The organism is Paenibacillus sp. J22R3, assembly GCF_056269305.1.
Window position 1 is genome coordinate 12,741 of the sequence record NZ_JBWDNS010000001.1, and the last position, 18,519, is coordinate 31,259.

The 18,519-nt window shown below is 48.5% G+C and carries 19 protein-coding genes; 15 read left to right on the plus strand and 4 right to left on the minus strand.

Annotated elements, in window-relative coordinates; genetic code table 11:
- Nucleotides 1–90 precede the first annotated feature (90 nt).
- Together AC0YN4_RS00060 and AC0YN4_RS00065 are read left to right on the plus strand one after the other, a co-directional pair.
- Entirely contained in the window at nt 91–618 is a 528-nt protein-coding gene (locus tag AC0YN4_RS00060) for an NfeD family protein (protein WP_475780451.1), read from the plus strand.
- A 30-nt stretch (nt 619–648) separates the two neighbouring features.
- Nucleotides 649–2,190, plus strand: a complete 1,542-nt coding sequence (locus tag AC0YN4_RS00065; protein WP_475835550.1) for a flotillin family protein — start codon at nt 649–651, stop codon at nt 2,188–2,190.
- Nucleotides 2,191–2,241: 51 nt separating this feature from the next.
- Here AC0YN4_RS00065 and rpsD read toward each other — a convergent pair whose 3' ends face one another.
- Nucleotides 2,242–2,841 (minus strand): 30S ribosomal protein S4, encoded by a 600-nt coding sequence (rpsD, locus tag AC0YN4_RS00070; RefSeq protein WP_475780452.1) that lies wholly within the window; start codon nt 2,839–2,841, stop codon nt 2,242–2,244.
- Nucleotides 2,842–3,226: 385 nt separating this feature from the next.
- Here rpsD and AC0YN4_RS00075 point away from each other — a divergent pair, with 385 nt between their 5' ends.
- From AC0YN4_RS00075 to AC0YN4_RS00095, 5 genes are all read left to right on the plus strand, one after another.
- The gene (locus AC0YN4_RS00075; protein WP_475834810.1) at nt 3,227–5,086 is read left to right on the plus strand and encodes a sensor domain-containing diguanylate cyclase; all 1,860 of its coding nucleotides are present in this window, start codon (nt 3,227–3,229) and stop codon (nt 5,084–5,086) included.
- A 131-nt stretch (nt 5,087–5,217) separates the two neighbouring features.
- A complete protein-coding gene (locus tag AC0YN4_RS00080) occupies nt 5,218–5,955 on the plus strand; it encodes a hypothetical protein (RefSeq protein ID WP_475834811.1) in 738 nt (245 codons plus the stop codon).
- A gap of 68 nt (nt 5,956–6,023) precedes the next feature.
- Nucleotides 6,024–7,139, plus strand: coding sequence for an aminopeptidase (locus AC0YN4_RS00085; RefSeq protein WP_475834812.1), 1,116 nt, complete (start codon nt 6,024–6,026; stop codon nt 7,137–7,139).
- Between the two features lie 78 nt (nt 7,140–7,217).
- The gene (locus tag AC0YN4_RS00090; protein WP_475780456.1) at nt 7,218–7,457 is read left to right on the plus strand and encodes an HPr family phosphocarrier protein; all 240 of its coding nucleotides are present in this window, start codon (nt 7,218–7,220) and stop codon (nt 7,455–7,457) included.
- Between the two features lie 139 nt (nt 7,458–7,596).
- Nucleotides 7,597–7,878, plus strand: a complete 282-nt coding sequence (locus tag AC0YN4_RS00095) for an Fpa/YlaN family protein (RefSeq protein WP_475780457.1) — start codon at nt 7,597–7,599, stop codon at nt 7,876–7,878.
- Nucleotides 7,879–7,958: 80 nt separating this feature from the next.
- Here AC0YN4_RS00095 and cax read toward each other — a convergent pair whose 3' ends face one another.
- Complete coding sequence (gene cax / locus AC0YN4_RS00100) at nt 7,959–9,020, minus strand: calcium/proton exchanger (RefSeq protein WP_475780458.1); 1,062 nt, start codon at nt 9,018–9,020, stop codon at nt 7,959–7,961.
- Between the two features lie 295 nt (nt 9,021–9,315).
- Between cax and AC0YN4_RS00105 the strand changes: the two genes are divergently transcribed.
- Nucleotides 9,316–9,693: an Asp23/Gls24 family envelope stress response protein gene (locus AC0YN4_RS00105; RefSeq protein WP_090978210.1), complete on the plus strand. Its 378-nt coding sequence runs from the start codon at nt 9,316–9,318 to the stop codon at nt 9,691–9,693.
- Nucleotides 9,694–9,741: 48 nt separating this feature from the next.
- On the opposite strand, the gene ftsW is transcribed toward AC0YN4_RS00105, so the two are convergent.
- A complete protein-coding gene (gene ftsW, locus AC0YN4_RS00110; protein WP_475780459.1) occupies nt 9,742–10,926 on the minus strand; it encodes a putative lipid II flippase FtsW in 1,185 nt (394 codons plus the stop codon).
- Nucleotides 10,927–10,932: 6 nt separating this feature from the next.
- Nucleotides 10,933–11,277: a YugN family protein gene (locus AC0YN4_RS00115; RefSeq protein WP_090978214.1), complete on the minus strand. Its 345-nt coding sequence runs from the start codon at nt 11,275–11,277 to the stop codon at nt 10,933–10,935.
- Between the two features lie 219 nt (nt 11,278–11,496).
- On the opposite strand from AC0YN4_RS00115, the gene AC0YN4_RS00120 reads away from it, so the two are divergent.
- The 7 genes from AC0YN4_RS00120 to AC0YN4_RS00150 all read left to right on the plus strand — a co-directional run bounded on the left by AC0YN4_RS00120 (nt 11,497) and on the right by AC0YN4_RS00150 (nt 18,402).
- Nucleotides 11,497–12,690 carry an amidohydrolase gene (locus AC0YN4_RS00120; protein WP_475780460.1) on the plus strand — a complete coding sequence of 398 codons (1,194 nt, stop codon included), beginning with the start codon at nt 11,497–11,499 and terminating at the stop codon, nt 12,688–12,690.
- Between the two features lie 93 nt (nt 12,691–12,783).
- A complete protein-coding gene (locus tag AC0YN4_RS00125) occupies nt 12,784–13,230 on the plus strand; it encodes a CBS domain-containing protein (RefSeq protein WP_475780461.1) in 447 nt (148 codons plus the stop codon).
- A 142-nt stretch (nt 13,231–13,372) separates the two neighbouring features.
- A complete protein-coding gene (locus AC0YN4_RS00130) occupies nt 13,373–15,109 on the plus strand; it encodes a DNA repair helicase XPB (RefSeq protein WP_475834813.1) in 1,737 nt (578 codons plus the stop codon).
- Nucleotides 15,106–16,905 (plus strand): hypothetical protein, encoded by a 1,800-nt coding sequence (locus AC0YN4_RS00135; RefSeq protein WP_475834814.1) that lies wholly within the window; start codon nt 15,106–15,108, stop codon nt 16,903–16,905. The genes AC0YN4_RS00130 and AC0YN4_RS00135 overlap by 4 nt, the downstream gene beginning before the upstream one ends.
- A 94-nt stretch (nt 16,906–16,999) precedes the next feature.
- Nucleotides 17,000–17,491 (plus strand): YlbF/YmcA family competence regulator, encoded by a 492-nt coding sequence (locus AC0YN4_RS00140; RefSeq protein ID WP_475780464.1) that lies wholly within the window; start codon nt 17,000–17,002, stop codon nt 17,489–17,491.
- Nucleotides 17,492–17,519: 28 nt separating this feature from the next.
- The gene (locus AC0YN4_RS00145; RefSeq protein WP_090635781.1) at nt 17,520–17,783 is read left to right on the plus strand and encodes a YlbG family protein; all 264 of its coding nucleotides are present in this window, start codon (nt 17,520–17,522) and stop codon (nt 17,781–17,783) included.
- A 181-nt stretch (nt 17,784–17,964) separates the two neighbouring features.
- Nucleotides 17,965–18,402, plus strand: coding sequence for a hypothetical protein (locus tag AC0YN4_RS00150; RefSeq protein ID WP_475780465.1), 438 nt, complete (start codon nt 17,965–17,967; stop codon nt 18,400–18,402).
- Nucleotides 18,403–18,519 lie beyond the last annotated feature (117 nt).

Here is an 18,519-nt window from a genome sequence, read left to right on the forward strand (position 1 = left end):
TCCATCGAAACTTATGGAAAGATACTGCGTAATAAATACCGAATGTTCTACTAGAATATGGTTTAATTTATAAATGAAGGGGGGAGTGCTTTGGAGAGTTTATTCATGGGCTGCCTAGTTGGCGGCATTCTTTTCGCGATTGTAAGTGTCGTTCTTGGAGATTGGCTTAGCGCTTCTCTCGACGGGATGCTTGATTTTCTGTCATTGGATGGGTATCCGATCTTGCAGCCGATGGCGATCGTCGGCGGTATTACTGTACTCGGCGGCGCCGGCCTGCTGCTGGATAGACATACTGAGCTGGGCACGGCAATCGTGCTGCTGTTATCGATTCTCTGTGCGGTTGCGTCTGCTATAGGGGTGTATTACTTCTATGTGCGTCCAATGCAGAAGACTGAGAATTCGACCGGGTATTCGATGAAGGAGCTTGCTGGTACGATTGGCGAAGTTTCCGTTCCGATTCCGGCGAAAGGGTATGGGGAAGTATTGATTCGAGTAGGCGCCGGCCTTACCAGTCATATTGCCTCGAGTCATGATGGCGTCTTGATCCCGAATGGTTCACGCGTCGTTGTGATTAACGTTGAAGGACATTCGTTAATTGTTTCACTATTAGAGCTGTAGAATTAACAACCGAGAGGGGATTTTTGCTTGATTCCAGATTACTTAGTCATTCCTGCAGTCGTTGTTGGTGTTCTTATCTTACTCGGTCTCGCATTTTGGGCGCGTTACAAAACGGTTGGGCCGGATAAAGCGATGATTGTTACCGGTACTTTCCTTGGGGGTCGTAATGCGGCCATTGACGAGACCGGACGCCGAATCAAAATCGTACGCGGCGGCGGGGCATTCATTCTTCCCGTATTCCAAAAAGCAGATTTCCTCTCGCTGCTCTCTCATAAGCTGGATGTATCGACGCCTGAAGTATATACCGAGCAAGGTGTTCCGGTCATCTGCGATGGCGTTGCCATTATTAAGATTGGCGGTACAGTAGAAGATGTTGCAACAGCAGCAGAGCAGTTCCTCGGCAAGCCGACGGAATCGCTGAAAGGCGAAGCGCAAGAAGTATTGGAAGGTCATCTTCGTGCCATACTCGGCTCGATGACCGTGGAAGAAGTGTATCGGAACCGCGATAAATTCGCACAAGAGGTACAAGGGATTGCAGCGCTTGATTTGAAGAAAATGGGTCTGCAAATCGTGTCGTTCACCATTAAGGATGTTCGCGACAAGCATGGTTATCTGGACGCGTTAGGTAAGCCGCGTATCGCAGCCGTGAAGCGAGATGCTGACATTGCGGAAGCAGAAGCCGTTCGGGATTCGCGAATTCAGAAGGCGAAAGCGGAAGAAGAAGGGCAGAAGGCTGAGCTGCTTCGAGATACGAATATCGCGGAAGCGTCCAAAGCGAAGGAACTTAAAGTAGCTTCATTCAAGAAAGAGCAGGATTCCGCTAAAGCCGAAGCCGACCAAGCTTACGCGATTCAAGAAGCGAAAGCGAAACAGCAAGTGGTTGAGGAACAAATGCAGGTTGAAATCGTTCGTAAAGAACGTGAGATTGATATCGAAGGCAAAGAAATATTGCGTCGTGAGAAACAGTACGATGCGGAAGTGAAGAAGAAGGCAGATGCTGACCGCTACGCAGTAGAACAGGCGGCTGAAGCGGACAAATCGAAGCGGATGCGTGAAGCAGATGCGGCGCAATACAAGATTGAAGCTGAAGCACGTGCGAATGCGGAGCAGAAGCGACTTGATGGTATGGCAATTGCAGATGCAGAGCGTGCCAAAGGTACTGCTGAGGCCGAGGTTATCCGGCTCCGCGGTTTGGCAGAAGCGGAAGCGAAAGAGAAGCTGGCAAGAGCGTTCGAGCTCTTCGGCGAAGCAGCCGTTCTCGATATCATTGTGAAGATGCTCCCTGAGCTGGCCGGTAAAGTGGCCGATCCGATTCGTGCCATCGACAAGTTGACGATCGTGGATACCGGACATGGAGAAGGCGCGGCACGATTAAGCAACTATGTTACCTCCTTGATGGCAACAGCGCCGGAAATGCTTAAGAGTGTCTCGGGCATCGATCTGAATGCCTTTGTGAGAGGGTTAACAAACAAATCACAGCTTGCATCTGATGCGGGAGTAGCAGCGGTATCATCGCTGCCTGAAGCACTTGTCCAAGAAGTAGCGGCAAAATTGTCCAAACCGAGCGAATAACGGAATAGGTATAAAAAAAGAGCGGTCCGAATATTCGGACCGCTCGATTTATTAACGGCTGTAGAACTCGACGATTTGTTTCTCGTCGATCTCTTGTGGAAGTTCAGCACGCTCAGGAAGACGAAGGAATTTACCTTCAAAAGCGCCATCGTTGAACTCAAGGTAGTTCGGTAGGAAGTTACGTCCTGCCAAAGCTTCTTTGATCGATTTCATTGTACGGCTGCGCTCGCGAAGACCGATAACATCGCCAAGCGAAACTGTGTAAGAAGCGATGTCGACTTTCTTACCGTTTACAGTTACGTGACCGTGGGATACAAGCTGACGAGCTCCTGCACGGGAGTTTGCGAAACCAAGACGGTAAACCAGGTTGTCCAGGCGGCTCTCAAGAAGCGCCATGAAGTTTTCACCGGCAATACCTTTTTGTTTCGAAGCTTTGTCAAACAGGTTACGGAATTGTTTTTCGTTCATACCGTACATGTGACGAAGCTTTTGTTTTTCTTGCAATTGAATACCGTAGCCGCTCATTTTCTTACGTTGACCCGGACCGTGTTGGCCTGGCGGGAATGCGCGTTTCAATTCTTTACCTGTACCGCTTAGGGAAATGCCGAGGCGACGGCTTAGTTTAAATTTAGGGCCTGTATATCTTGACATGTGTCGTAAAACTCCTTCTTCAAATGGGATGTTTGAAATGGGTGTTTCGCCGAGTGCTGTCTACGCTGCATTGTACAAACAATGAAGTCCTGACAGGTATGTTCAGCCGCAGACCTGTTAGCGACAGTCTCTTGAGGGTGACACAAAACCGTTCCCATGTATTCAACTATAAATATTATATAAGTTGAGCGGTGAATGTCAAGCAAATCGGATTAGAAAAGTGCCAGGGAATTTCATGAATCGCAACATAAATAATTGCTGTATCGCAGGACCTACTTATCTAGTGCCAAAAGTAGTGCATTTCAATAATATTTCAAGTATAGTTGTAGAATGGTAGAGGCAAATTTCTACATGGAAATCGAATATGGAATGAGGTGATGCTGCGGTGAAATCCATCAATTCCGATTGGGTGAAGAATGCAAACAATATGGCCGACATTCGCTTGAATACGCAGCAGCCAATGTCATCCTTTCCTTCAGGTGATATCCATGATAGCAGCGATTCAACAATCATCTCCCTATTCAAGGAAAGCTTCCAACACTGGTTGGAGGAAGCACAGGCAATGAAATCGCCTTTGCTACAGCGTGAGCTTGCATTATTTAGTGCTTCCGGACAAGTTATTGCACAACATGGGCAAGTGTCCGAAGAGAATATTTCGGATCGAATTGAGGTTTCGTTACTTGATCGTTCGATTGAACCGCAAAGTATTGCTAGATTAGTGCTCATTATTCGTGACAACTGTGAGGAGCTTCAATCCCTGCTGCATACGACTGCGCTATTGATTCGTCAGATGTTCTATCACCGTTTCGATGTTAGGGTCGTCCGAGATTTGCATAACAGGCAGAAGCTAAGCGAGAAGGAAGCCAGGCATCAAGATACGATGTTTAATGTGGCGAAGAGGCTGCATGATCAAAATGATGTTTCGATGGTACTCCAGGTGTTGCTGCAGGATATGGCTGAGCTGTATCCGCTCGCAGATGTGAATTTGTATTTATCGCAAGACCATGTGAATAACGATCCGCGGGTCAAACCGCTTATGCTTAGGCATAGTACGGAAGATATTTATGCCAGATCGTTTCTTTCCGGGCAGCCGATCGTCAGCTCCGAGGAGAACAACACGAAGGTAGCGATTCCAATGAGCGGCAAACAAGCCGTTTACGGAGTTCTTAGCTTAGTTATGGAAACTGCGCATTGGGAAGATGCCGAGATTCGAGCACTTGTCATGCTTGCAGATACGGCAGGCTCCGCTTTTGAGAATGCCAAGCTCTTCGAGCAATCCAATTTGTTAATCAGCGAATTGCAGCTCATTAATGAGTTAGCGAAACGACTTAATCAATCGCTTCGTCTCAATGAAGTATTCGATTTCGCGATGACGGAGCTGCTCCATATTTTCAAAGCGGATTACTGCCATTTGATTCAATTGACAACTGAAAACCCAAGTTTTCAAATTGCAGCGAGTAATTTGCCTAACGTGGTAGGAGAGAAGTGTTCCACAGATTACGGTTTCTGCGGAATCATTCATAGCACGAAAGAGCCGCTCATCATCTCTGACTACTTGGCCACGCGAGTGGTTGATTCCAATCTAATGGACGAAACAGGCTCCAGATCGCTAATTGCCGCGCCGGTCATGTCCGGTTCAGAGCTATTCGGTGTGATCATGGTCTCGGACAAGAACGCGAACTATTTCTCCTACGAGAACTACAAACTGCTGCAGGTGCTGACCACCCACATCGGTCTGGCGATTTCGAATGCATCCTTGCATGCCGAAGTGAGACGGATGGTCATTACGGATAACTTAACCGGGCTGTACGCCCGAAATTATTTGAACGAGCAGATTCAATATCGCCAGCGGAAAGACCCTTGCGGGTCACTCGTCTTGGTGGATATCGATCATTTCAAGAAAGTGAACGACACTTACGGCCATCTCATCGGAGATAGCATTCTCGTTATCGTGAGTGATGTGATTCGCTCCTGTATTCGTGACAGCGATATCGCTGCGAGATGGGGCGGTGAGGAGCTTGCCGTATATTTGCCGCAAATTAGATCGATGCAAGCTTACCGAATCGCAGAGCGGATCCGCAATATGGTGGAAGAGCATACAGAGCCGAAGGTGACCGTATCCTGCGGATTATCGGAGTGGACGTTCGAGGAAGAGAAAATCAGCGTCGAATCTTTATTTAATCGGGCAGATATGGCATTGTATGAGGCGAAGAAGAATGGGCGTAATCGCATCATGATCGGATAGCAGCATTTTATAGGTGAAACGGCGGCAGCTTTAATGGCTGCCGTTTTTTTGTTGTTTCGTTACATAAAGACACGCGATGCAACAGACGCTAAGTGAGATAGGCAGAACGGGCTGGGCTGGAGGCGAATCGAATGAAAATATTGAAATGGTCGTCCTGTTGTTTAATCTTGCTTACGGTAATCGGCTGCAATTCAGCAGCAGACAATAAATCGCCGGGAGAGCTGCTTTCCTTATCCGTATCAGGCTTGTCAGGCGTTGACAGGTATGCTTTTACAGGTGATACGGGTATCGGTCTTACCGGCATATCACCGCTAAAGGCGATGACGTTTCAAGGGACGGTTGAGAATCATAACAATGTTAAGGTGAAGGCAAACAATCCGGATTCGCTTGGCAGCTCGATTCATCCCCTTGAGTATCTCAGACAGGTGGAAAACAATGCTCAGTCTACGGAATTAGTGCCCTCAGAATCCGGAAATCGAACCGCGGTATTACGCATTACTTCTAACGAGGCGAAAGCGAAGGAGACATGGGTACAAACACTTCGAGAAGAATTTAGCGTCCTTGAGAAGAAAGTGCCTGCGGCTTCGGCATCCAAGAATACGATGCAGAGCAAACGTGCATCAGAATCTAAAGGCTCGCTTGAGAGAGAGTGGAATGAAGAGCTCAGCCGTTCCAAAGCACAGCTCGAAGCAATGTTGTCCACACTTCGTGTGCAATCCAGCTGTCGAATGATCATCGACCGGAAGAAACTGCTGCCTCTTCAAATAGAGGAGAAAACGACGCTGCAGTACAAAGCGGAAGGACAGGATCGGAAGGAGTTACGAGTTACAAAGATTGTCTTTACGCGACTGGGAGGCGGCCAATTGTAGCTTCGTGCATCAGCGCTTAATAAATGGTAGGATAGGTAATGAATTTATTAATTGGAGGTTATTAAACAATGCGTGATCCTCGTATGCAGAAGCTTGCAGCAAATTTAGTGGGATACTCCATCGATGTACAACCCGGAGAAAACGTCCTTATCGATATGATTGGATCGGAGCGAGAGCTTGCGAAATGCATCATCGAAGAAGTGGCCAAGAAAGGCGGACGTCCCTTCGTTGAGACCAGTGACCGTTCCGTACTGCGTTCCATGCTGATGAATGCAACGGAAGAGCAAATTAAACTGTGGGCCTCGTTCGACTTGAAGCGGATGGAGGCGATGGATGGTTACATAGCGATTCGTGCAGGTGAGAACATTAACTCCCTAGCCGATGTGCCTAGCGACAAAATGAATCTGTATGAAAAATATTACCGTCATCCGATTCACTCCGAGCAGCGTGTGAAGCATACAAAGTGGGTTGTTCTGCGTTATCCAAACGATTCCATGGCACAATTGGCTAACATGAGCACCGAAGCGTTCGAGGACTTCTATTTTAATGTGTGTAATCTTGATTATGCGAAAATGGATAAGGCGATGGACCCGCTCGAAGAGCTGATGAAGAAAACCGACCGCGTTCGGATCGTCTCCCCCGGAACGGATCTGACGTTCTCGATTAAAGGAATCGGTGCAGAGAAATGTTCCGGTCAGAAGAACATTCCGGATGGTGAAGTGTTCAGCTGTCCGATTCGTGAATCCGTTCAAGGTACGATCACGTACAACTCGCCATCGGTTTATTCCGGTACTACGTTCGAGAACATTAAATTTACGTTCAAAGATGGCAAAATCGTCGAGGCGACAAGCAATAACACCGAGAAGCTGAATGAGATTCTGGATATGGATGAAGGTGCCCGTTACATCGGCGAATTCAGCCTTGGCTTTAACCCGTACATCCTGCATCCGATGAAAGATATATTGTTCGATGAGAAAATCGCAGGCAGCCTGCACTTTACACCGGGGCAAGCTTACGAGGAAACCGATAACGGCAACCGTTCCGCTGTTCACTGGGATCTTGTCCTTATTCAAAGACCGGAGTACGGAGGCGGGGAAGTGTATTTCGATGATCGTTTGATCCGCAAGGATGGACTTTTTGTCATTCCTGAACTCGAAGGCCTGAATCCGGAGAACTTAAAGTAAAATTACCTTGAAGGAATACAAGAATCGGGTTATGATGAATGAAGCTACCGAAAGTAACTAAATTATGGAGGGATTCCCATGTCCAATAACGCGGCAATCGTAGATATTTCCCAAACGGCTAACAAATTCCAATCGTCCATTGTACTCCAAGCTGAGAATAAATACATTGACGTTAAGAGCATCCTCGGTCTATTCACGACATTGGTCGGCGGACATTCCTATGATCTCCACGTCCACGGTGCTGACGCTGATGAAGCGAAAGCGGCACTGGCAGCAGTATTCGAGAAACATAATCTTAAAGTAAATGTAGTTGAATAGCAGTTCATCATCATCATAAGAAGCGCCTCGCCGAGATATCGGTGAGGCGCTTCTTGTTTTGACCTTGTACATTCCGTTGTTTTCGACTAATATAAAGAATAGATAAATGGATTAGTATCACGCATTAAGGAGGAGTACGATGTCTTCATCCGATGTTCTTATTCATCTGCATCAAAAAGCGCTCAATCTCCTTCACGAGGATGCCACTAAAATCGAAAAGTTGATCGAAGTGCAAATGGAAAATTTGGCGACGAGAAAATGTCCGCTTTATGAAGAAGTATTGGACACTCAAATATACGGCTTTTCCAGAGAAATCGATTTTGCGATTCGTGCAGGACTTGTCGGTGAATCTGTCGGCAAAGAAATCATTAACAAATTAGAAAGAAATTTAGCGCAGCTGTATGAAGCGTTAAACGGGTAGCCGCGATTTATCGCAGCTGCTTTTTTTTTATGGCAACACAAAAGACGCTCCGTCAACTGACGGAGCGTCTTTTGTGTAAGCTAGACGAGGTAGAAGGAAATACCCAGTATGATGTAAACGATCAAGAGCAATGCGCCTTCATACCAATTCGTCTGCCCGTCCTTCGAGATGGACTTGGCAATAAAGACGGACACGGCAATCGCTGTAAGCTCGATTGGCGTGAACACGATATCCATCGTAGGTCCAAACAGCGTACTGACCAGGATCAGAACCGGGGCAACAAACAAGGCGATCTGCAAACTGCTGCCGACTGCAATTTCTACTGCGGCGCCGATTTTGTTCTTCATTGCGAGCATGACGGCTGCACTATGTTCTGCTGCGTTACCTACGATCGCTATCAGGAAGGCACCCACAAACACTTCAGAGAAGCCGAAATCAGCTGTAAACGTATGTAAGGTGCTGACGAGCCATTCGCTGACGAAAGCCGTCATAACGGTCGCTAGGATGAGGAAGAGGACGGACATGTTTTTGGACCAAGCGGCTTCTTCGCCGTGATCAGGTGTCGTTTCTTCGACATCCTCAAGAATGTCCTTATGCGTGATCATGGAGAAAATGAGCCAAAGCACATAAGCGACAATAAGAATAATCGCGATCGTTATGCTGAGGAATTTGGTGTTCTCCACTGAGAAATGCTGATTAGTGATAAAGATAGCAGGAATGGCAAGCGCGATGACAGCCAAGATCATAAGGGAAGAGTTGTGGCTGGCAAGCTGCACGTTGAATTTCTGTTCTTTGTACTTTAAGCCGCCGAGCAGAACGCTGGCACCTAGTACGAGTAGAAGGTTACCGATAATGGAACCGGTGATGCTGGCTTTTACCATATCGAATAGGCCTTCGCGAACAAGGAAGATGGCAATAATCAATTCCGCCGCATTTCCGAAGGTAGCATTCAGAAATCCGCCAAGCCGCTGACCGGCATAGTGAGCGACGCTCTCGGTAGCTTTTCCCAGAAAGCCGGCTACAAACAAGATCGCGACCGCTGAAATAATGAATTCAATGGTCGTGCCGAAATGGGCATAATGACTAATTCCGCTGAGTACAAACAACCCGATAAGCAATGTAAAAAACAATTTCTGGTTCACAGTCAAGGCACCTCGTTCGTCAATTGGTAATATTGGAAATCTGTTAACACTATAGCTGAAAACAGCGAATGTGTAAACTTGGTAATCGACAATATTCTAAGAAGATTGACAATTTTACAGGAAGCGTTTATTCGTTATTCTCGCGTAAAGCCGGAGGAATATTCATCGCGGTTATTTTGCGACTCTGATTACTACGTACACGATTCAGAAACATGCAATCAACAAAGTAATTGCCTTGCTTCGGATGTGCCATTCCATTACAATGGAAACATAAGGTGAACGAGGAGTGAGTGGCATGACAGAAGAACTTCAAACCGGCATCATACGTATATCAGACGACGTGGTCGCCACCATCGCGGGACTGGCTGCACTTGAGACTCCGGGCATTGCTGCTATGTCGGGAGGTATTTCCGAAGGGCTGGCGAAACGCCTAAGCGGGAAGAACGCACAAAAAGGCGTATCGGTCGAAGTCGGCCAGCTGGAAGCCGCGATCGATTTAAGAATTATCGTGAAATACGGTATTCCGATTCAAGAGGTTTGCCGTCAACTGCAGGAGAATGTCCGCGAAACGGTTGCGAACATGACAGGACTTCATGTCGTTGAAGTGAACATCAAGGTTGAAGGTGTTGCCTTCAAGGAAGAAGAAGTCGAGGAGCTTGCGAGGCTGAAATAAGGACTAGGAACAAGAAAGGCATGCCCCACTGGGCATGCCTTTCTTGTTTTATCGACTGCGCTGTAGCGGTGGCTTGTCAGGCTTATTGTACTCTCGTGAGATACTCAGCAGTATACCCATGCTAAGCAACGAAACAATGAGCGATGAGCCTCCATGACTGACAAACGGCAGCGTTACACCTGTTATCGGAATTGCGCCTGTCACACCGCCGATGTTGACGAGTGTCTGAACGGCGAATAAACCGACGATGCCGACCCCCACGATGGTACCATAGCTATCCGGACATCGAACAGCAACGAGTAACCCTCGCCAGAGGAAAAATAAATAGAAGAGCAAGAAGAGCAGACTTCCGATAAAGCCGAATTCTTCGGCGATGATGGAGAAGATAAAGTCGCTGTAAGGATAAGGCAGATATTTGAGCTTCTGTACGCTGTGTCCGAAGCCTGCGCCGGTAATGCCGCCGTGCCCAAGCGCCTGCAGAGAGCGCGATAAGTGAAAGGTGCTGTCCTGTTCATCCGACAACGGGTCCATAAACGCCGTGAAGCGATTGATTCGGTACTGCCAGTCATCATGATCATTCATAATGGAGATACTGGCCCAGGATGCGACAAGAGAACCAATAATAATGCCAGCGAGAAATAATTGCTTCAAGTTCGCTCCGCCGGCAACGATGATAATGATAGAGCATGCACTGATAACGATGCAAGCACCTAAATCGGGCTGCATCATGATGATTAAGCATATGATTCCGATAATGGTGAAAACCGGGAAAAGCCCTTTTTTGAAATCTCTAAACTTCTCGCCTTTCTTGGCAATCAGTGAGCCTAAATAAAGGATGAGACCCAGCTTGACGAATTCGGTAGGCTGAATGCCGATCGGTCCAATATAGAGCCAGCTTTGAGCACCGTTTAATTCTTTGCCGATGAAAGGGACCAGAATGAGCGTAATCATAACGGGGATGAAGTAGAGGATGAAGCCTTTTTTGAATACGGCATAGGGGATGTTCATAACTACGAACATCGAGATCGTACCTAACACGGCCCACATCAGCTGTCGCTTCGTATAATACAGAGCGTCAAAATTCGAAGTCTTCGAAATAACAGCCGTGTTGGAGCTTGCACTGAACACCATAACAAGACCAAAGCCGACTAACAGCAGCGTAAGTACCAGAAGCAAGAAATCCGGCCTGCCGCGCAGGCCGATTGTCTTTGTTTTCGTTGTTTGTGGCTTCATAGCCAGCTAGGCAAGCAATTTCTTCAATTCTTGCAGACGCTGAGTTGCCGCATTCAGAATCGGCTGTGGTACAGGCGATTCATAGTCTAGACCATGCGGGAACGTAGCTCGTCCGATATAAACGGATTCCACTTGCAGCACAGCGTGAGAGGATTCCAGCTTACCTTCAATTGCGCGGACATTGAAGCGCAGGAAGTATTCTTCACGATTTGTGCGGTCTTCCAGCTTCAGATCGTACGTAGCGCGGTAATATTCCCATTGCCAGCGAACAAAGCCGAGCTTCTCCGCTGACTCGTCAAGGTGCGCGAGTTCACTAGTCATGCCGTTCAGGCCTGTATTCTCAATAATCATAGGGTGATCCTCCTTCAAGCTACAGAACAGGTTTTCTTCTTATTCATGATAGTATTTTTCATGGGCCAGTGCAAGCCTAACTCCCGTGGCCGCAAGGCGCAAAAAGTGACATATTTACGAAAAATGTTGCCTGAAATCGCCAAAAAACAAATTTCAGTTCACTCTCTCATTCTGGTACAATAGGGGATAAGTCAATTGTGAGCGAGGGGGTTTGTAAGCGTGAGTATAACAAACAAGATGGAGGCACAGCTGCAAACTGTCTATCCGAATATGGTTCAGTGGCGCAGGTATTTGCATCAGCATCCGGAGATATCTTTTCATGAGAAGGAAACTTCTCGATGGATTGAGCAGCAGCTAGCAGAACTGGGCTGCGAAGTGAAGACGAGAGTCGGCGGTGGTTATGGACTGGTCGCTTCTATTCATGGCGATAAGCCAGGGCCGGTTATCGCACTTCGAACCGATATCGATGCACTACCCATCCAAGACGAGAAACTGACTGAGTACGCTTCGCAAGTACCAGGTGTTATGCATGCATGCGGTCATGACGCGCATACGGCAACGATGCTTGCCATTGCCCGCTTCTATAGTGAAAATAAAGAACATTTTGCAGGAGAGAGAAGATTGATCTTCCAGCCTGCGGAAGAGGTGTCTCCGGGCGGTGCAATGGGGATGATTGCCGGCGGGGCGCTCGAAGGCGTCGATGCGATCTATGGCGTACATCTATGGACGCCGCTTCCTTATGGCCTGGCCGCAACGAAACCGGGGCCGTTCATGGCGGCGCCGGATGAAATTTATATCGATATCGCAGGCAAAGGCGGACATGGCGGATTACCGCATGAAACCGTCGATGCCGTGTTGGTCGCATCGGCCATTGTGCAAGCCATTCAGTCGATCGTAAGCCGAAATGTGAACCCGCTTGATCCTGCCGTTGTTTCGATCGGTTCCATTCATGCAGGCTCGACGGCCAATGTCATTGCGGAACGATGCCGGATGACAGGGACAGTACGTACATTCACCGATGAGGTCAGATCGTTTATTCAGGACAGGCTGAGAACGATCGTAACGCAGACTGCGGCAATGTATGGCGCTACAGCAGAGCTGGAGTACCGAGATGGATATCCTCCGGTAGTCAATGATGCGGTAGAAGCAGCGAGATTCTTCAAGGTGGCACCTGAGGTATTTGGCGCCGAAGGCGTACAGGAATCCGCTCTAATTATGGCCGGGGAAGACTTCACCTATTATTTGCGCGAAGTTCCGGGCTGTTTCATGTTTGTAGGCGCTGGGAATGAAGCTTGCGGAGCTACCTATCCGCATCACCATCCGAAGTTTGATTTGGACGAACGCGCTATGCTGAATGCAGCGAAGCTCATGATTGCTATGGCGGAGGATTTTGCGGAACAAGCCTCAGTTTAATTCATAAAAAGTCACCAAACGGCAAACCTATTGTTGAAATCCATGCATACGTCGAACGTGTTCGTGCGATTCATCAAGGAGGGAACTGCAATCGTGACGCGACTAGTAAAGGAATTAATGTCTACCGACTGTGTGACAGCGACACTGCTGGATAATGTTTATGAGCTTGCGGTATTGATGAAGGATCATGATATCGGCTTTGTCCCCATCGTGGATGGGAAGAAATTGATCGGTGTTGTGACGGACCGCGACTTGGTCGTTCGTGGCTACGCCGAGAAACATTCCGGTTCCACAGCAGTAGAAGAGGTGATCACGAAGGATGTCGTGACGATCGATGCCAAGACGACGGTGGATGAAGCGGGCAAGCTGATGGCTTCTCATCAAATTCGCCGTCTGCCGGTAGTCGAGGATGGGAATTTGATCGGAATTGTTGCAATTGGAGACTTAGCGATTCGAGAGATATACGTCGATGAGGCTGGAGATGCGCTCAGCAGCATATCGCAAGAGATGCACAGCGAGCAGCAAACGATCATCCATTAATGTACATGTCAGAAGAAGCGATTTGGCGCGTAACCGCCGAATCGCTTTTTTGCATGCATAATCCTGCCGGAAACTTTCAATACTGAGGGAAGAAACATTAGGCGACATGCATGCCAAATGCGCGAGTCAAGGAGATGATGGGATGTATAAACGCGAGCTTCGCCCCTTATGTGTCCAGGCTGACTTTACGGTGCTTCTTGATGAACGGCATCAGGATGCGGAAGCAGCCAGGGAGCAGCTGAGCCGGTTTGCCGATCTGGTGAAACGGCCCGGACATCTACATACGTACCGGATCACACCGATGTCGCTCTGGAACGCTGCTTCCACAGGGATGACACCTCAGGACATGATTCAAGTACTCGCCGAACATAGCTGCTACGAGATTCCGCTTCAAGTGACAAGCGGGATTCGAAAATTGGCAGATCGATATGGCAAGCTAATGCTGCAGCAAACCGCAGAGGGGGAGCTCCTCCTGCTTGGTGAAGAGGAATTACTGAAGCTGCTTAGCGCCAATAAGACAATCGCTGCATTTCTGCTGCCTGCAGGCAGCGAAGAGAAGAGAGAAGTCCAACTCGAAGCCAGAGGACTGCTTAAGCAGGAACTCATTCGATTAGGCTATCCGGTTATCGACTTAGCGGGATATCGGCATGGTGAAGCGCTCGAATTGGAGATACGGGAGAAAGCCGCGAGCGGCAAATCGTTTCAATTACGCGATTATCAGGAGCGGGCCGTGAATCTCTTCTATCGCGAAGGTCAAGCTGACGGCGGTAGCGGAGTTCTGGTCCTGCCATGCGGCGCGGGCAAGACGATAATCGGTATTGCGGCACTTGCACGACTACGCTGCGACACGTTAATTCTGACGTCGAACGTGACTTCGGTTAACCAATGGAAAGCGGAGCTCATCGATAAAACGACATTAACCGATCAGGAAATCGGAACGTATGCCGCAGCTGCCAAAGAAGTGCGTCCCGTAACCATTGCGACCTATCAAATTCTGACCAGCCGCCGGCGAAAAGGCGATGAATACAACAATATGAGACTGTTTGGGGAGCGGAACTGGGGGCTGATCATCTATGATGAGGTTCATTTGCTCCCGGCACCGGTATTCCGCATGACAGCCGACCTCCAGGCGACGCGGCGTCTGGGCTTGACGGCGACTCTCGTACGTGAGGATGGTCATGAGGAAGATGTTTTCTCGTTAATCGGTCCGAAGCGCTTCGACCTTCCTTGGAAGACGCTGGAGTCTCGTCAATGGATTGCATCGTTAGCTTGCACTGAAATCAGGTTGCCGCTGGCTGATGAGGATGTCGAACGCTATGTTGCGGCTGCTGAGAGGGAGAAAGTGAGAATAGCAGGCGAAAACGCGGACAAAATCAAAGTTGTACGTGAGCTGCTGCAGTTCCATAAAGGGAAGCCGGCGCTCGTTATCGGTCAATATTTGACGCAATTGCATCTTCTTGCCGAGGCGTTAGAAGCGCCTGTCCTAACCGGCGAGCTGCCGCATGAGGAGCGGGCTGCGCTTTATGATGCATTCAAGGCCGGTCAAATTCCGGTGCTTGTCGTCTCTAAGGTGGCGAACTTCGCCGTGGATCTGCCTGATGCCGCGGTGGCGATTCAAGTATCGGGAAGTTATGGCTCACGCCAAGAGGAAGCGCAGCGAATCGGGCGAATTCTCCGTCCGAAACGCGGGGATAACCAAGCCTGGTTCTACACGATTGTTTCCCAGGGAACCAAGGAAACAGACTACGCAAGCAGAAGACAGCTCTTCCTGCTTGAACAAGGCTACCGATATGCACTTAAAGAATGGTCTGATATGGAACCGTTCATGCAATCAAATGGGGAGCAGTCGATTGTGGGTCTTCGGGAGGCCGCGCTGTGAAGGTACAAGAGATCGTGGATCGACTGTCTGGGACGCAAATCGAGGAAATCAAAGCTTGTCCGGTTTGGCGCTTCAATGAGACTCAAACATGGCCGGATGTCATGTCGAGTCGTGCTGGCTCTGAATTAGCATGGTCGGCATTATCGAAGCAGGCTGCGATTGCATTAGAGGTTGTTCTCTGCGCATTTGGTCCGTTGCTGTTTAGCGAGGAGCAGCTGCTCCTCGCTGCTCGTTCAGGCGTAGCGGGATCAGAATTGCGCTGGGGTCTGCTTCAGCTCATGGAAGCCGGAATCGTCTTTGCAGTTCGCAAGGGCTGGGGAGAGAAACAGTTTCTGCTGCCAAGTGATTTGTATCTCACCTGGTACGACGCGATGATCGGCATTCAGCATAAACGCAGGTCCGATATCATGCCTGTCCCGAATGAGATTGATTCGCGGCATATCGTTTCCATGGATGAGAACGGCTATACGCCGCCTCTAAGCCTCCAATGCTTGCATGTAATGGCGGAGCTGGTTAACACCGGCATGAAACGAACATCAAAAGGCGTTCTAACGAAGCGTACGATCTTAAAATGCACGGATCAGCTTGCTGTGGACAGCAGTCATCTGAATGCTATTGCGGAACTATCACTTGCTGCACTGGGAGAACCTTATCCGCTGCAGCTGGCTTTTTTCCTCGATATCGCATATGAAAATCAGTGGCTGTATGAGCTGCAGGGCACTTACGCCATTCAAGAAGACATGTGGAACAGTTGGCTTGGTTGCGATCCATTGCGTCGCGAGACCGAGCTGCTTACACAGATCATCCGAATTTTCTTGGAGAGAAGCCCAGCTGCAGCATCAGGGATCGCTTCGCTTTGCATGCTGCCTTCCCATCGGTGGTTTCGGATCGCGGATCTGGATGCGCAGCACATACTCCGTCAAGATTCCCTCTCAAAGCGTCAGCCTTCAGCTATTACTGCATGGTGCAGTTTGTTATGCGCATTAGGGTGGATGGAAGCCGCGATCGACGAGCAGGGAAGCCATGTAATTCGTTGGCTCATACCGCCTAACACCTTGATGAATGGTGACGCCTCCTTTGAGGGAAAAGCCGGACAAGAGGGGCTGCTGCAAATTACGCCCGATGGCGATGTCTATGTTCCCGGTGATTGCTCGTATCATACGATCTGGCAGCTCGAAAGGCTGGTGACGCGGAAACGCACCGACCATATGGCTGTGTATCGACTGGATTCTCGCAGCTTTAAACAAGATCGACTGCTTCAAGCGACCAAGGAAAGGGTAATTGATTTCTTGGAGACCGCGTCAGGGGAAGCGCTGCCTGAAACCGTTCAGGCCATTATAGTCCAAGCATTCACAGCAATTTCTGAGCTTCCAGCGAACAGCGCGATCGAACAAGCCATTCCATTGCAATTAAACGAATACATAGAACCACTGCCGCTTATTCAGAATGGCAATGTCGTACAGACTTATGAACTGTTAACCGAAAGACAGCCTCTGAAAGCCATGTTCGTTGGCATTGAGGATGTTCCCTCGATGTGGCTGAAGCAGTTCAGAGCCTATCACAGCTCCACAAGAAGGGAACTGATGGAACTGGCGTTAAGCTGGCGAACTCCGGTTAAACTAAGCTGTGAAGGCGCTGTAAAGCCGTTTGTTCCCGAACGTATCGTGGATGAGGATGGCAGGTGGAGTGTGATGGGACATTTTGTCCTTGAGGAGAGTTATGCTCCCGCTAAACTAATGCCCGAGATGTGGCAGGAAATGATGCTCGTTCTCCCAACGGAAATTGGTAGTTTTTAGCGCCGGGATACAGCCTTCCTCTACCTTTTTCGGTGATTGATATGGTATGATAACAATTAGGCGCAAGCCAAGTGTTCATAAAGGGGCGGATATCATGCAAACAATGCCATTATCAGACCCTATAGAGCTTGAAATGAATGATCATTCCTCGCTTGATATGGGACAGCTGTTATTAAACGCCTACGAAATTGGCGATATGGTAAACCAATCGGTTGAAGTGGCCGAATATGCATATTGGAAGACAGTAGTAGATCAAGATGAGCAGGTACACCAGCTCGTCAAGCAATTCGACAAAGCGAAAGAACAATTTGTCGATTGCGAGCGGTTCGGACGTTTTCATCCGGATTTCAATGCTGCTAAAGATAAAGTGGAAGCGATTCAGCGGCAATTGAATGAGATTGAATGCGTCAGCCGATTCAAGGCTGCCGAGCAGCAGGTGGATGATCTGCTGCACGATATTGCGAAGCAAATCGCAAGCTCGGTTTCGGAGACGATCAAGGTTCCGAGCAATGATCCGCTGCCAAAGGGCGGCGGCAGCTGTGGCAGCGGCGGATCTTGCAGCTGCAGCAGCGGGGGCTGCGGATAAGCAAAGAGAGAGAAACGGGGGAGCTTGCATGTTTTCGGAACGCGTCGGATATATTGTATGGGTCAGTGATCTCAAGGCTGCCCGTTCGCTGGAGAAATACGGCACAGTGCATTACATGTCCCGGAAGATGCACTATGTTGTTATGTACATGAACGCAGATCGCGCTGACGAGGTAGTTCGCAACATGGGGCGCCTGCCGTTCGTGAAGCGGATCGAACGTTCGTACCGCAATGAAATTAAGACCGAATATACACAAGGCGTGCCGGATAAGACACGATTCTATAGTTTGTAAGAATAAGAAGCCCCAACTGTTACTGTAGTTGGGGCTTTTTCCTATATTTTTAACAGACATAAAATTACATTTTTGGGGAGACTTTATTTTAATATTGAAAAATGTGACAGGCATGCTACAATTAAATGGAAAGTACATATAGATCATAAGGCCTACTGCCGGGGAGGAGGGGTGGATCGCAATGAAAGACAAGATGACGGATAGATGGAACACCTACGAATCGTTCCACGTCGTACTTGGAGACAAGAAAGTGGCTGATATCGTCATCACGAACCATGCCAAGAGTCGTTGGTCAGATCGCGTTGAGAGCGCCAAGACCGGCTTTGAAGATATTGCAGACTATATGTGGCAATGCTTGAAACAAGGGAGAATTGAGCCTTACTATCGAAATGAGCAGGATGTGTACCTAATCGATGACGATCTCGTTTTCGTTGCCGAATTTGCGGTACTTGAGAAAGAAACCGATTTGACAGGGAACCCGTTGCACAAGATGATTCTAGTCACGTTTCTCGGTCGAATGTCTGAGACTATTGAACTACGTGACTTGAAGTCCTATTACTCTTGGCTCAGGCATTCCAGAAGAATGACATTAATTAAAAATAGTAGGAAACGGAAATAATATTTCTCAATTATAGAAAAAGCATGAGTGTTCGCACTCATGCTTTTTAATTTGAGCGCGAGTTTTCGCCGCAGTTTCATGTATAATGAGTGGTAACAGAAAGGAAGGGATGCCCTT